14 protein-coding genes are annotated in these 13,113 nt (G+C 46.6%); 8 read left to right on the forward strand and 6 right to left on the reverse strand.

Annotated features, from left to right (window positions below):
• The first annotated feature begins 28 nt into the window (after nt 1–28).
• Complete coding sequence (locus LEUMU_RS0118605; RefSeq protein WP_157474388.1) at nt 29–634, forward strand: DUF4360 domain-containing protein; 606 nt, start codon at nt 29–31, stop codon at nt 632–634.
• Here the strand turns inward: LEUMU_RS0118605 and LEUMU_RS0118610 are convergent, their stop codons facing one another.
• From LEUMU_RS0118610 to ispB, 4 genes are all read right to left on the reverse strand, one after another.
• Nucleotides 635–1,366 carry a hypothetical protein gene (locus LEUMU_RS0118610; protein ID WP_157474390.1) on the reverse strand — a complete coding sequence of 244 codons (732 nt, stop codon included), beginning with the start codon at nt 1,364–1,366 and terminating at the stop codon, nt 635–637.
• A complete protein-coding gene (locus LEUMU_RS29080; RefSeq protein ID WP_022953815.1) occupies nt 1,260–2,195 on the reverse strand; it encodes a T6SS effector amidase Tae4 family protein in 936 nt (311 codons plus the stop codon). Before LEUMU_RS29080 ends, LEUMU_RS0118610 begins: the two co-directional genes overlap by 107 nt.
• A 44-nt stretch (nt 2,196–2,239) precedes the next feature.
• Nucleotides 2,240–2,650 (reverse strand): hypothetical protein, encoded by a 411-nt coding sequence (locus LEUMU_RS0118620; RefSeq protein ID WP_022953816.1) that lies wholly within the window; start codon nt 2,648–2,650, stop codon nt 2,240–2,242.
• A gap of 133 nt (nt 2,651–2,783) precedes the next feature.
• On the reverse strand, nt 2,784–3,752 hold the full coding sequence (gene ispB, locus LEUMU_RS0118625) for an octaprenyl diphosphate synthase (RefSeq protein WP_022953817.1): 969 nt from the start codon (nt 3,750–3,752) through the stop codon (nt 2,784–2,786).
• Between the two features lie 180 nt (nt 3,753–3,932).
• Between ispB and rplU the strand changes: the two genes are divergently transcribed.
• Complete coding sequence (gene rplU, locus LEUMU_RS0118630) at nt 3,933–4,244, forward strand: 50S ribosomal protein L21 (protein WP_022953818.1); 312 nt, start codon at nt 3,933–3,935, stop codon at nt 4,242–4,244.
• Between the two features lie 44 nt (nt 4,245–4,288).
• Nucleotides 4,289–4,549: a 50S ribosomal protein L27 gene (rpmA, locus tag LEUMU_RS0118635; protein WP_022953819.1), complete on the forward strand. Its 261-nt coding sequence runs from the start codon at nt 4,289–4,291 to the stop codon at nt 4,547–4,549.
• Between the two features lie 93 nt (nt 4,550–4,642).
• Here rpmA and LEUMU_RS0118640 read toward each other — a convergent pair whose 3' ends face one another.
• Nucleotides 4,643–4,993, reverse strand: a complete 351-nt coding sequence (locus LEUMU_RS0118640) for a hypothetical protein (protein WP_022953820.1) — start codon at nt 4,991–4,993, stop codon at nt 4,643–4,645.
• Between the two features lie 386 nt (nt 4,994–5,379).
• Between LEUMU_RS0118640 and LEUMU_RS0118645 the strand changes: the two genes are divergently transcribed.
• The 5 genes from LEUMU_RS0118645 (at nt 5,380) to LEUMU_RS0118665 (ending at nt 9,846) form a co-directional block, all read left to right on the forward strand.
• Complete coding sequence (locus LEUMU_RS0118645; protein ID WP_022953821.1) at nt 5,380–7,224, forward strand: carbamoyltransferase family protein; 1,845 nt, start codon at nt 5,380–5,382, stop codon at nt 7,222–7,224.
• A 5-nt stretch (nt 7,225–7,229) separates the two neighbouring features.
• Nucleotides 7,230–7,643, forward strand: coding sequence for an SxtJ family membrane protein (locus tag LEUMU_RS26800; protein ID WP_022953822.1), 414 nt, complete (start codon nt 7,230–7,232; stop codon nt 7,641–7,643).
• Nucleotides 7,643–7,795 carry a DUF5989 family protein gene (locus LEUMU_RS28985; protein WP_022953823.1) on the forward strand — a complete coding sequence of 51 codons (153 nt, stop codon included), beginning with the start codon at nt 7,643–7,645 and terminating at the stop codon, nt 7,793–7,795. The genes LEUMU_RS26800 and LEUMU_RS28985 overlap by 1 nt, the downstream gene beginning before the upstream one ends.
• Nucleotides 7,796–7,885: 90 nt before the next feature.
• Nucleotides 7,886–8,872, forward strand: coding sequence for an SGNH/GDSL hydrolase family protein (locus LEUMU_RS0118660; protein ID WP_022953824.1), 987 nt, complete (start codon nt 7,886–7,888; stop codon nt 8,870–8,872).
• A 188-nt stretch (nt 8,873–9,060) separates the two neighbouring features.
• A complete protein-coding gene (locus LEUMU_RS0118665; RefSeq protein ID WP_022953825.1) occupies nt 9,061–9,846 on the forward strand; it encodes a TatD family hydrolase in 786 nt (261 codons plus the stop codon).
• Between the two features lie 200 nt (nt 9,847–10,046).
• Here the strand turns inward: LEUMU_RS0118665 and LEUMU_RS26805 are convergent, their stop codons facing one another.
• On the reverse strand, nt 10,047–13,067 hold the full coding sequence (locus LEUMU_RS26805) for a polysaccharide deacetylase family protein (RefSeq protein WP_157474392.1): 3,021 nt from the start codon (nt 13,065–13,067) through the stop codon (nt 10,047–10,049).
• Nucleotides 13,068–13,113: the final 46 nt, after the last annotated feature.

The following is a 13,113-nucleotide window of genomic DNA, read 5'->3' on the forward strand; positions in this document are numbered from 1 at the left end:
AGCTAATAATTCAGCAGGGGGGTATGTTTTGAGAGGTTTTTGGGTTTTGGCGATTGTGGGGACTTTCGCCGTATCGGGTGGGGCTAGTGCAATGAACTCCGATGTTCGTTTAACGAAGATAAAGTACCAAGGGAATGGTTGTCCGGCAGGCTCGGTATCGGTGAATATTTTGCCGAATAAGCGGGCCATTCGTGCGGTGTTTAATAATTATAATGCTCAGCTTTCTGGCCAACCAGGTCAATTAGTAAAGCGCTGTAAGCTGACGATGAGTCTTGAGTTGCCGAGAAATCGTCGTGTTAAATTACGTCAGATCCGGTTTCGTGGGTTTGTCGATCTACCCGCTAATGCACATGCCAGAATGTCACGTAACTATCGGTTTGATAATAGTACCGAGAAAGTGACCAACAACTGGCAAGGTAAGCGATATCAAGAAGTGGTTCTGCGTGAGCCGTTTAATGTCGGCTGGTCTGCCTGTGGTAGAGATATTAAACTAGAAATGGACTCTGTTCTGGAGGTAATTAGTAGAACAAAGTTGCCATCTGGCGTTGGAGTGGATTCTTTTAATCAGCTAAATGGACGGAACTATCGCGGTGAGCGTGGTGTAAAGTTTATGCTGGATTATACGCCTTGCTAGCTATTTTGCGTCTGGCTCGCTACTGAACAATCCTTTGAAAGTTTGTTTTATCGTATCGAATAATGATGCCTCAACAGGTGGCTCATCCAAAGTCAGTTGTGGTTGAATGTCTTCATCGTGAGCGATGCCATAAAACACTTTTTCATCAAGACTTTGGCCAATACAGTTGGATGCTTCGATGCTTGAGGCACTCGTCTGTATTGCGCTATTGCTAATCACAAGTCCTTGTAATCGTTCGGTGCAATACTGATCGGTTGGTAGTTTTTGATACTGCTTTTTCTGATCATCCCAATCGAGTGCGGTTCCGGCAATCAGCAGAGTATGAGTGATGTCGGCATCGGGATAAGGATAGTCAATTATCTCATCTGCTTCTGAGCGAACCCAATAGCAGGGGCTGCTCATATCTAGCGCAATACTAACTTCCTGATCGCCAACTTTGCTGTGAAGCATGCAGTTGGCTTCGCGGTTATCCAGTATAAAACCATAGTTACCGATCAGGTGAACGCTGGTTTCGGGGATAGTGTCGGTGCTAGACTCCGCTAAAGCGTTATGGGTGAACGCCATCAGCAATACGCCGAGGCTAGCACCCAAAATCACCTTTGGCGAGCAAGCGCCGCAATACATCTTAGTAAATATCCCAGAACCAAAGTTCTTTGAAGTCTGAGTTAAAGTAAGACGGGAAGCCGCCAACCAACGATTCGCCATCCCAGACATCAATATGATCTGTTGCACCCCAGCCATCCCTGAAAAATATGATACCAGTGCGCCCTAGTAGTTCTTCCTTGCTATGAACGATGTGACGGCTGCCGAAGGTATTAGGTTGGGACTTAATCCAGTTAGCCAGCTCCTGTGCGGCAAGCACGTGGCCTCTGACTTTGCCTTGGGCGTGATCTTTGTAAGCATTGTATTCAGTGGTGCAGCGTCTGAGTACTCTGCGGTCCGTTGATAGCTTGATTCCCGATAACTCCATTGCGGTACCCATACGAATGGCGCATTGATTGGTGAATACCGTGTCATCGCAAACATTGGTGCGTCCGGGGTGATTTTTCCACATGAGTTTCATCAGTGAAACGGTTACCGCGATACTACGATCTCCTTGTGGGTTATGCACTCGGATTGTTTGAATATCGTTATCGGATGTTGAGACCTGGTCAAAGCGTAATGTGAAACGGCCGCTATCAGGATCGATATCACTCACCACGCTAACTTTGCTGCTGGCGCTAAGGTCTAGCTTGCAGTCGGCATATTGACCGGCAGGTGAGGTAATGATTTGAAACGCTACATCGCTGGACAAAGGCACCCGAAGGTCTGCCGTTTCAATCGCTGAAATGGTGGCAGGACCTTGTTGTACTGGAGCAGGTGCAGCCGGTGGTGGTTCGGGAGTCGGCTCTGGTACAGGCTCCGGTGGTTGCACGGGCGCAGGAGGTATTGAATCTACAGGGTCAGGCTGCGGTGTTGGTCTCACCGAAGGAGGTGTTGGCACTGGTGCAGGAGTGACCGGTGGCTGTTGTTGAGACCCGCCACCAAATAAGTTACGTAACCATTGAAAAAAACTGCTCATCTTTATTCCTCCGTGAATATCAGTTGGAACTCGCCAAATGGCAATTACTGGGCTGGCTTGTCTTCGCTGGCTGGTGCTTCAGTCGTTTCAGCTTCAGGCTTTGCTGCCTTTTCTTCTTCTGCTGCAGTGTCAGCGTCTTCTTCTATTGTCGCATCAACATCGGTGGCCGGTTTGTCAGTTGCTTCAGTGCTGTCGACGTCCTTTGTGGTATCAACTGCTTCAACAGCAGGGGTAGCTTCGTCAGCCGTCTCGCTTTCTGTCGGTGTCTCTGTAACCGCTTCTGTTACTGCGGCCTCGTCCATTGGTGTGACCGGCTCAAGCTGGCTGGAAGTGGCTGGTGTAACACCAAGGCTCATCGCTGCAGGGAGTTCGTCAGGGCTTGGGCGCAGAATGAGGCCCGCAATGATTGCAGCTGACAAAATAACAATAACAACACCACCAAACTTTCCAAACATACTACCGTCTCCTAAAAACCTATCCATGTTTTTTGGCTAAATGCCGAGTGCAGCTCAGCTTATCACTTAAGTGAGCCGAATAAAAATACGCGTCTGTGCTCAGACAGTGTAAGTGGTTTTCTGGTTCCCGGTATTAATGTTGTCGTTGAATTGAGAACCAGGCTAATGCGGTTAATGCAGCTTTTTCGTCACTATCTGGCAAGCACTGTAGGCATTCAATGGCTTTGGCAGTTTCTTGCTCAGCAATGCTGCGAGCATAGTCCAAAGCGCCGGTGCTATTGATGACAGAAATAATATCGTCGATGCGATCAAGGCCACCTTGTTCAATAGCTTCACGAATCATTTGAGCATCATCGCTGGTACTGCGTTGCAGTGCAATAATCAGTGGTAGGGTTGGTTTACCTTCTGCTAAATCATCGCCCACGTTCTTGCCCATTTCATCGGCGGTCGCGCTGTAATCGAGAATATCATCGATTAACTGGAAGGCAGTCCCTAAGTGCATGCCATAGTCAGCCATGGCTTGTTCTTGGTCTTTCGGCAGGCCAGATAAAATGGCACCTAACTGCGAGGCGGCTTCAAAGAGTTTGGCTGTTTTAGAGTAGATAACTTCTAAGTAGCGAGCTTCGGTGGTATCGGCATCATTACAATTTAATAATTGTAGGACTTCACCTTCAGCGATGATATTGGTCGCCTGAGCCAGTACTTGCATAACGCGCATTTCGCCGACATCGACCATCATTTCAAAAGCACGGGAATATAAAAAATCACCGACCAGAACAGCCGCTTGGTTGCCCCAGATATTATTGGCGGTATCTTTGCCGCGGCGCAGGTCAGATTCATCAACGACATCGTCGTGAAGTAGGGTGGCAGTATGGATAAATTCCACAATTGCCGCCAGATCAATATGATGTTGCCCTTGGTATCCACAGGCGCGAGCCGTGAGCAAGGCAAGCATGGGGCGGAGTCGTTTACCGCCATTACCAATGATATAGTGGCTTAGTTGATTCACCAAAACGACATCTGATTGCAAACGTTGTTGAATTAAAGCATTTACCGCGCCCATATCATCGGCGATCAGTGCCTGAATTTCCTTAAATTCCATAATCTTGGCTGTGCTCGTGCGTGACGATTTAAAGGGCGAATGCTAGGTAGATGGTTGCAGACTGTCAAGCTTGCATTTAAACAGACTTTGTGTGAAGGAATAATTGACTATAGGGAAATAGGGAAGTATACTCCGGCGGTTTTCCGATAGACTCTATTCGCTTAGGTTAGGAGCAAGAACATGTACGCCATCTTTACTACTGGTGGAAAGCAATACCGCGTATCACAAGGTGATGTGATCGATATTGAAAAGTTAGACGTTGAAGAAGGCGCAAGCGTTAATTTCGACAATGTCCTTATGATTAATAATGACGACGCTGTTCAGATCGGCGCTCCTTATGTTGCTGGTGGCCAAGTCACTGCAACTGTAACGAAGCAAGGTCGCGGCAAGAAAGTTGAGATCGTCAAATTCAAACGACGTAAGCACCACGAAAAACGCACTGGTCATCGTCAATATTTAACAAAAGTTGAGATCACAGCGATCTCCGCTTAAGGTAGCGTCACTTTCCTACCTTGTAGAAAATAGAGGATTTAGTAATGGCACATAAGAAAGCGGCGGGTAGTACTCGCAACGGTCGCGATTCGGAGTCGAAACGTCTTGGCGTTAAGCGCTTCGGCGGACAAGCTGTAACAGCTGGTAGCATTTTAGTACGCCAGCGTGGAACTCGTTTCCACCCAGGTACTGATGTTGGCTGCGGCAAAGACCACACACTGTTTGCTAAGAAAGACGGTGTTGTTGTGTTTGAAGTTAAAGGCGACAAGAATCGCAAGTTCATCAGCATCCAAGCAACAGCTTAAATGCACTGACCGGTTACGGTCTGATGAATCTGAAAAGCCCCGTCATGTACGGGGCTTTTTTGTGGCTGCTATTTGAGTTTACTGCTGATGGGATTATTGTAAAACAAGCGGTACTTCAACAAAGTTGAGCTTACCTTTGTTAGAGACGGCTAGTCTCATGACAACATTTTTTGCATCGCTGGCTTCGGGTAGTGTTGGGAGTGTTTTCCAAATACGACGTGCTTCATCGCGCACGGCGGAAACTGCGGCACTTTCCAGATCATTGCTTAATAGTGATAAGGCGACATCATCAAGACGAGTTTCTGAAGTGACGGTGACTGGAATAGCTTGGCCAGGAACAGGTTGAGTTTCAAAGTTCACATGGAGCGTTAGACCAATACCTTCTATCTCACAGGCATTTTGCACTGGCTTACAGTCGCCCTTAGGAACGAGCTTGCGATACATCGAGCTCGGCTCTTGTTTGTTCTTTAAATACAAATCAGCGAGTCCGAATCCCCCTATCGCTAGGAATGGGGCCATTAGAATAGCAATAAATTTGTGTCTGTTCTGAAATAGGTTCTTCAAATTATCTTCGCGGCAATTGCCGCTTCCTCCCAATTGTGATTGTTTGATGCTTGCGCAAGAATATAAGTGCTTTTTATCATTCTTCCAAGCCGTAAGCTAAGTATTCCCTTCTATCAAAAGATTTACCCCATCTATCTCTCATCACTGCCAACAATAGCTAACTGTAATAATATCGGAAGCAGTATGAGCAATGGGCACTCAGGCAGTGAAACACATTGAGGCCTTATAGAATAAATTAAAATTGATAATTATTAAGAGCAACTCGTATGCCGCAGTATATTCTCGGAATTTCAGCATTTTATCACGACAGCGCCGCGGCGTTGATTGGTGATGGCGAGCTGTTAGCGGCAGCTCAGGAAGAGCGCTTTAGCCGTAAAAAGCACGATCCCGCTTTTCCGGCACAGGCTATTGCCTATTGTCTTGATGAAGCCGGTATTCGCTTGGCAGATGTACACTCTATTGTGTTTTACGATAAGCCATTACTTAAGTTTGAACGCTTACTAGAAACTTATCTTTCCTATGCGCCAAGGGGCTTCAAGTCGTTTATGACGGCGATTCCGGTTTGGATTAAAGAAAAACTGTTTCTAAAGAAAATGCTAAAACAAGAGTTGTCGACTGTTTCAGGCCTCGCAGAGTCAGAGCTACCGACACTGTTGTTTACCGAACATCATCAATCCCATGCGGCTTCTGCTTTTTACCCTAGCCCTTATGAAAGCGCGGCAGTTATGTGCTTGGATGGCGTGGGTGAGTGGGCGACTACCTCAGTTTGGGTCGGAGAGAAGAATCAATTAACACCACAGTGGGAGATCGATTTCCCACATTCATTGGGGTTGTTGTATTCCGCGTTTACCTACTACACCGGTTTTCGTGTTAATTCCGGCGAATACAAGTTGATGGGCTTGGCTCCTTATGGTGAGCCGGTTTATGTTGATTTGATTTTAGATAATCTGCTGGATTTAAAAGAGGACGGTACTTTCCGTCTTAATATGGAATATTTTGGTTATGCCACTGGCTTGACCATGACGAATAAGCGCTTTGCTAAACTGTTTGGTCAGCCTGCCAGAGAGCCTGAAGCTGAGTTGACCCAGAGGGAAATGGATATTGCGCGCTCAATCCAAGTGGTTACCGAAGAAATTGTGTTGCGTTTGGCCAGAACAGTCCACCAAGAAACGGGATTGGATAATCTTTGTTTGGCGGGTGGCGTTGCACTGAATTGTGTGGCAAACGGCCGTTTATTGCGTGAAGGGCCATTCAAGTCTATCTGGATTCAACCGGCTGCGGGCGATGCGGGTGGTGCAATTGGCGCAGCGTTATCTGCTTGTCATGAATATGAAGGGCAGCCGCGTCAGGTACAAGCAGGCGATGCGATGAAGGGCGCTTACCTTGGGCCTTCGTATGATGCGCAAGCAATTCGTGAGTACTTGGATAGTGTCGGTGCGGTGTATCAGGAATTGAAGGACGAGTCCTTGTTTAGTGCAGTGGCTGAGCAATTGGAACAAGAAAAAGTAATTGGCTGGTTTGCTGGACGTATGGAGTTTGGCCCTCGGGCATTGGGTGGACGCTCAATCATCGGTGACGCACGCAGTAAAAAAATGCAGTCGGTTATGAATCTCAAAATTAAGTATCGGGAATCATTCCGCCCCTTTGCGCCACTGATCAAGCATGACAAAGTGTCCGAGTGGTTTGATCACGAAGGACCTAGTCCTTACATGTTAATTGTCGCACCGGTCAAAGAGAGCAAGCGCACGTTGATGAGTGAGGAGCAAGCGAAGCTTTTTGGCATTGATAAGCTTAATGTGCCTCGCTCTGAGATTCCGGCAGTAACTCATGTGGATTACTCGGCACGGCTGCAAACAGTTCACCCGGAAACCAATCCCCGTTTTTATAATTTGTTAGATGCTTTTGAGCAGAAAACGGGTTGTCCTTTATTGGTTAATACCTCGTTTAATGTGCGTGGTGAGCCCATTGTGAATACGCCGGAAGATGCTTACCGCTGTTTTATGCGTACTGAGATGGACTTTTTAGTGCTTGAAAACTTTTTGATTGATAAAACACAGCAACCGAACTGGCAAGAGTCCGCCGATTGGAAGCAAGAATTCGAGTTGGATTGATTATCATGACTAGTAGCCATAACGCTCCTCCAGATACCCCAGAGTCGCTTCGTAGTTTCGGATTGATTATGGCAGGTATGCTGATCTTTATGTTTGCCTTAGTGCTGCCTTGGCTGTTTTCTTACAACATGCCGTATTGGCCGTTTATCACCGCTTTGGGTTTTGCTGTCGCCGGAATGCTACGTCCTATGCTGTTAGCGCCTGTAAACAGGATCTGGCTAAAGATTAGTGACGTATTAGGATGGATCAATACCCGAATTATTATGGGCATCATGTACTTTTTACTGATCGTTCCAATTGGGCTATTACTAAAATTATTGGGCAAAGACCCGTTGGCAGACATGTCGTCAGCCAATACAGACAGCTACCGTATCGTGACTAAAAAGCGTGACAAGAAACATTTAGAGAGACCATTTTAATGTTAGACCTGGTATCAGACCTTTGGTTATTCATGCGTGAGCGGAAAAAGTATTGGCTCGCACCGATTATTTTATTGATGTTACTGCTAGGCGGCTTGCTAGTGTTTGCCCAAGGTAGTGCCATTGCACCTTTTATATATACCTTATTCTAAAGATTGATTGAGCAGGTGGGCTAGAGATCACTATGGATGGTGATCACGGGACGGGGAGCTCCGCTTAGTACTTCACCAAGGATGATAGCTATGAAATTGAAAACCATTGTCGCAAACCTGAGTTTATTGTCGGTTAGCATACTGCTAGTGTTACTAGTTGCTGAGGCAGCAAGTCGTTACATGGTGCCAATTTCGCCAGGCCCTAAGCTTCAGTCACTCTCTGGTGAGCCGCTTAAGCATAGCTATATCAAGCCGGGTAGTGAATACCGGATCATCACGCCGGACTACGATGCACCAACGCGCATTACTGCTGATGCTTATCGCGCGCCAGAAGCCATTGGAAACCCTGATACCGTATTTCTGGGGGACTCCTTTACCTTTGGGCAAGGCGTTAAGGACGATGAGGCCTTTCCTGCCATTTACTGTAAAGCTAAAAGCCTGAGCTGCGCCAACCTTGCGGTGCCTGGCTCTAGTACTTTGTATGAACTTGACCGCTTAGAGTCTGTGTTAAAAAACAAAGGCTGGACGCCGAACAATGTGTTTTTGTTCTTTTTCACCGGTAATGATTTTTCCGATAATCTGGCAGCGGCTGAAAAGCGTGCACAGGGACTTTCTTATGAGCCACCAGAATTACGTCCGGATGTCGAAGCACAAAGAATTCAAAATCTCAGTTTGCTAAAAAGAGTCGTCAATCTAACCTTGCACTACTCAAACCTAATGCGGGTTTTGTACTATCAAGTGTTGCCTGAAGTGCGCCAGCAGCAAGACCCTGATGCCCACAAAAATAGTTTTAATAAGGCGCTTTCGGTTTCTGAACAAGCATTTAAGCGACTGGATCGTTTAAGTAATGAATATGCTTTTAACTATCGTATTTTTGTTCTGTACCCTGAGTCTGAAGTGCGTCAGAAAACATATTTCAATATCCGTAAAAGCCTGCAGTCGATCTCTCCGACTAAGCTAATTTCTTTGGGTGAGCTTTACGCTCAAGATGTTGAGGGGCAGTACTTTCCATCTGATGGTCACCTGACTGTGAAAGGTAATAAGACCTTAGCTGATTTCCTGATCGAGCAGCGGTAGTTATTTAGTCTATTTATTGGTATCAGGCTCTACTGATACTGCGCCATTCATCGATGGATGACACCTTGATTCATTGAGAATGGCAACTGCCTGACTTCCCACATCTGAAGCTCAATTTAGCTTGTGATAAGATGAAAGGACCTACTCTTTCAGGATACTGAAGTACCTATGCTTCAGGCTTATCAGCTATGCGTTTAATTGATAGTCACTGCCATATCGACCTAGAACCATTTGCCGATGACCGCCGTGAGGTGCTTGTCGAAGCCAAGCGGCAGAGTGTTAGCGATATCATTGTGCCAGCAGTTACAGCAGCGCGTTGGCGTGACTTGCAAGTATTGACCTCATCAGAGCCTGCCGAGCCATCTGACCAGCCTCTATTACATGCAGCTTATGGTCTACATCCTGTGTTCACCCCTGAACACCATCCGGATGACTTAATTGAACTAGAGCGCTTTTTGCAAACGGCTGATGTTGTTGCAGTGGGTGAGTGTGGTTTGGATTTTTTTATTCCGGACTATGATTCTGAGACTCAGATGCGCTACTTCACTGCGCAGCTTGATTTGGCGGTTCAATATCAACTTCCCGTTATTATTCATGCCCGTAAGGCTTTAGATCTTGTGCTACGAGAGTTGCGCAAGCGGCCTGGTTTGCGTGGCGTTATTCACAGTTTCTCCGGAAGTTTGCAGCAAGCGGAACAGTTGATTGATCTTGGTTTTAATTTGGGCTTTGGTGGGCCGGTTACTTATACGCGAGCTTTGAAGTTACGAATGCTGGTTGCTGAATTACCGCTGTCCGCTTTGCTCATTGAGACCGATGCGCCTGATCAGCCAGATGCCAGTCATCACGGAGAGCGCAATCAACCTGCTTGGCTGCCAGAGATTGCGAGTTGTATTGCTGGGTTACGAGGTATTACGGTGGAGTCTGTGGCCGAGGCCACTAGTGAAAATGCTAAGTTGCTGTTTAATTTGAGCTAGCGGAGACTGCGTGCCAGTGCCAGTGCCAGTGCCAGTGCCAGTGCCAGTGCCAGTGCCAGTGCCAGTGCCAGTGCCAGTGCCAGTATTCCTGGCGTGTGTAATAACTACGATTGAGCTTTACCTATTCAACGAATACAAAAACGCCCCGTAATTTACGAGGCGTTTTGTTTTGGCGTGTAACGTTTTTTAGTAGAGCAATCTTAAGGACAAGTAGCATTCACCGTAGTCGTTGCATACTTTTGGTTCTCTAAGAAGATAATGCCCACTGTGCTTGGCGTTGTGAACTGGAAGCGATTAGTACCACCGCTGACCGTAAATGCAGATGGTGCGCATTTCAGATCAATATTCACAGTACCTGAGCCTTCAAACGCAAACTGCAGATCAGTACCGTCACCGCTTAAAGACAGCAACTTACTGCGTGGTGGCATCTCGGTAATACGCGTAACGTTATTGGCTGGAGTACCCAAGTTGATTGTGTAGCTTCCACCATTTTCAGTTAAGAAAACTTGACCATCATCGTATGCGTACCAGTTATCCACTGAAGCAATAGTGTCTGTCTCAGGTACTTTCAAAGAGAACTGACCACTGTTACTCGCTGCGACCTTGGCAGAGATCGTACTGCCTTCCTTAGTCACTGATAAGCCAGCTGATTTGAATGCTTTAATCCGATTTGCAAAGTCTTGTCCTGTTGTAAATTCAGAACCATACTCTTTTGCTTTTTTGATTAAGCTATCAAACATGTCAAACGAGTAGCCAGCGTTATCAAAGTTGATCGGGCCATAGTCATGCCAAGGCCAGTGAACTAAAGCTTGTTTTGTGTGCTTAGTTAAGTCATCGAACTCAGTAAACCAAACCTGCTTAGCCTGTTCCGCCGTTTTGCCTTGGAATTCAACCAAGGTAAAGTCAAATGACATGTTAGGGCTCAGATAAACTTTGCCGATAGTTGGGTTAAGGAAGCCAAAGGCATTCGGGAAACCTGCGCCAACACTCGAGTAACCACCACTTAAATAATCAAGGTGCTTAATACTCTCCAGTGCGATCGCCAGATTTTCAGGAGCACCTGGTACCGCGCCACCGATATTAGAGATATTCAGGTTTTGCTCGATCACAGCTCTTGAGTCCGCATACTCAAAACTAAGCTGAGTGGGATTCAACGTATTAGTATCATGTGGATGAGTATAGGAGTGCGTTCCAATCTCATTATCCAGCGTCAGATACTGCTGATATAACGGAGCAGAATAGCCCCAGTTAGTCTCTTCCTGATTACTAGGGTTACCACCAACGTTAATGTAGTAAGAACCTACAAAGCCATACTCATCCTTCCAGGTTTGCAGAATTGGCAACAACTGACCATCAACCAGAGCGACTTCATCGCTGAACATGCTTTGGTCCATGTCGTTACGTGCAACAAATAGGGCTTTATTACGGCTCATGTGCAGGGCAACAGGTGCTTTCTCACCGTAAACACTCCACTGCAATACGGTCCAAAGGATATTGGTATCAGTCATTAGCTGTACCGTTCCAAAGTGAGCATGGCGTCCACCATTTTCAGTCGCGATCAATGCATTCTTGGTATCCGTACCATTCAGTGTTTGAGTGGCTAGGACAGTGCTTGGGTAAGTACCAATTGCAGTAAAGTAATCAGTGTAAGCGCTAGTGTAAGTCCGTAACACCTCATTAACATCGAACTCACCCGAAGTAATTGGGTGAACTGTATTAATAATCTTATATGACAGGCTGAAAGGCCCGCCGCCGGAGATTCTCGTAATACCCATCAGGCTTTTCATACGAGAATAAGCATCACCAGGCAGACTGCCACCAGTTTCAGCATTGGTCAGGAAGTTACCTGCTGTGACCAAGCCAACATTATAATCGTTGACCGCTAAGCCTAGGTTTTGCTCAATACCTGGAAGCAGGGACTCTTTAACATTTGCAAAATAAGGGAAAACCAGCGTTTTGTACTGTGTGATTTTATCCAGATCCAGCAAGTCATCTTCAGAGAGCAAGTCGAACGGCAGACCCGCCATAATGGCTTGCGACTGTACGCTCATAAATAACTGGGCATAGGCTTTGCTATCAAAGAACTGAGCTGCTGTTGTTGCTGAGTAGACAATAGCTAGTGGTGGCGTACTACCTTGACGACTCACAATATAGTTATTGGAGTTCGGGTAGTAGCTACGCGGTAAGTAACTGTTATTGTTAACATCAATCAACACGTTAACGCCATTGCCGCTCGGTGTACCAATCAGGCCTTCGGCGACTTCAAGCTCCATGATTGTGCCACTTGAACCATCGCTGGTCGTCGCATAATTCAATGGGCCGCTAACAAACGTTTGGCCAGCTGCATTTTGGTACAGGTATGGCTTACCATCCGTGTGGAAGTTGATATTGTATTCTGAACCGCCAGCATAGCCCCAGATTTGGTAGCCCGTTGCATAGTCTTGGTCGGTGTTCAGCCAGAGTGTCGTGCCAGCACCAATCGTACGATTATAATCATGGATTAGGAATTTGTAGTTGCCACTCTCGTAGCGGCCATACACTTCTGCACCGTCTACTGAATTGGCTTCACCGAGATCCATCCGATCATCAGAGTTCCAGTCAGACTTACTGCCGTCGATTTGAATGCCTGAGTTACTGAACACAGTCTGCTTGGCAATAATGTAATTGTTGCTATGTGGCCAGTAACTGACTGGTAAAAAGGTGGAGTTGTTAACATCAATCAATAAGTTGATGCCACTGCCGGCTGGGCTACCAATCGCAGACTCCGGAATTTCGAATTCCATATTCGAACCACTACCATCGGCAACAATGCTATGTGTTAGCGGTCCGGAAACCAAGGTTTGACCATCGGCATCTTGGTACAGGTAGGGTTTACCGTCTGCCGCAATATTGACGTTATATTCTGCACCGCCTGCGTATCCCCAGATTTTATAGCCAGTGTCTGAGTTTTGATCGGTATTCAACCAAAATGTGGTGCCGGTTGAGATTGGGCCATTCAGATTCCGCAACAATACTTTATAAGCACTGCCTTCATAGCGGCCTGAAAGTTCGTAACCTGAAACAGGTGTTTGTGGTGGGAGTTCCAAACGGTCTTGAGTGGTCCATTCGGAGATATTGCCATCGATAACAATATCAGCTGCTTGTGTCGAAACACTGAGCGCAGAGCCCGCGACTAGCATTAGGAGTGGGCTAAGCCACCGTGAAGATCCGGTTAATTTCATCTGAGCACCTGCTTGGGGGTAACATAATTTCGTTAAAATGGCCTGT

Origin of the sequence: Leucothrix mucor DSM 2157, assembly GCF_000419525.1 — a bacterium.
GTDB lineage: Bacteria > Pseudomonadota > Gammaproteobacteria > Thiotrichales > Thiotrichaceae > Leucothrix > Leucothrix mucor.

What these genes read in the sequence shown, in the direction of transcription:
- LEUMU_RS0118620 (WP_022953816.1), bottom strand. Translation starts at nt 2,650, where the DNA reads ATGTTTGGAAAGTTTGGTGGTGTTGTTATTGTTATTTTGTCAGCTGCA.
- LEUMU_RS0118640 (WP_022953820.1), bottom strand. Translation starts at nt 4,993, where the DNA reads ATGTATCGCAAGCTCGTTCCTAAGGGCGACTGTAAGCCAGTGCAAAAT.
- LEUMU_RS26805 (WP_157474392.1), bottom strand. Translation starts at nt 13,067, where the DNA reads ATGAAATTAACCGGATCTTCACGGTGGCTTAGCCCACTCCTAATGCTA.
- LEUMU_RS28985 (WP_022953823.1), top strand. Translation starts at nt 7,643, where the DNA reads ATGTTAGACCTGGTATCAGACCTTTGGTTATTCATGCGTGAGCGGAAA.
- rplU (WP_022953818.1), top strand. Translation starts at nt 3,933, where the DNA reads ATGTACGCCATCTTTACTACTGGTGGAAAGCAATACCGCGTATCACAA.
- LEUMU_RS0118645 (WP_022953821.1), top strand. Translation starts at nt 5,380, where the DNA reads ATGCCGCAGTATATTCTCGGAATTTCAGCATTTTATCACGACAGCGCC.
- ispB (WP_022953817.1), bottom strand. Translation starts at nt 3,752, where the DNA reads ATGGAATTTAAGGAAATTCAGGCACTGATCGCCGATGATATGGGCGCG.
- LEUMU_RS0118660 (WP_022953824.1), top strand. Translation starts at nt 7,886, where the DNA reads ATGAAATTGAAAACCATTGTCGCAAACCTGAGTTTATTGTCGGTTAGC.
- LEUMU_RS0118665 (WP_022953825.1), top strand. Translation starts at nt 9,061, where the DNA reads ATGCGTTTAATTGATAGTCACTGCCATATCGACCTAGAACCATTTGCC.
- LEUMU_RS29080 (WP_022953815.1), bottom strand. Translation starts at nt 2,195, where the DNA reads ATGAGCAGTTTTTTTCAATGGTTACGTAACTTATTTGGTGGCGGGTCT.
- rpmA (WP_022953819.1), top strand. Translation starts at nt 4,289, where the DNA reads ATGGCACATAAGAAAGCGGCGGGTAGTACTCGCAACGGTCGCGATTCG.
- LEUMU_RS26800 (WP_022953822.1), top strand. Translation starts at nt 7,230, where the DNA reads ATGACTAGTAGCCATAACGCTCCTCCAGATACCCCAGAGTCGCTTCGT.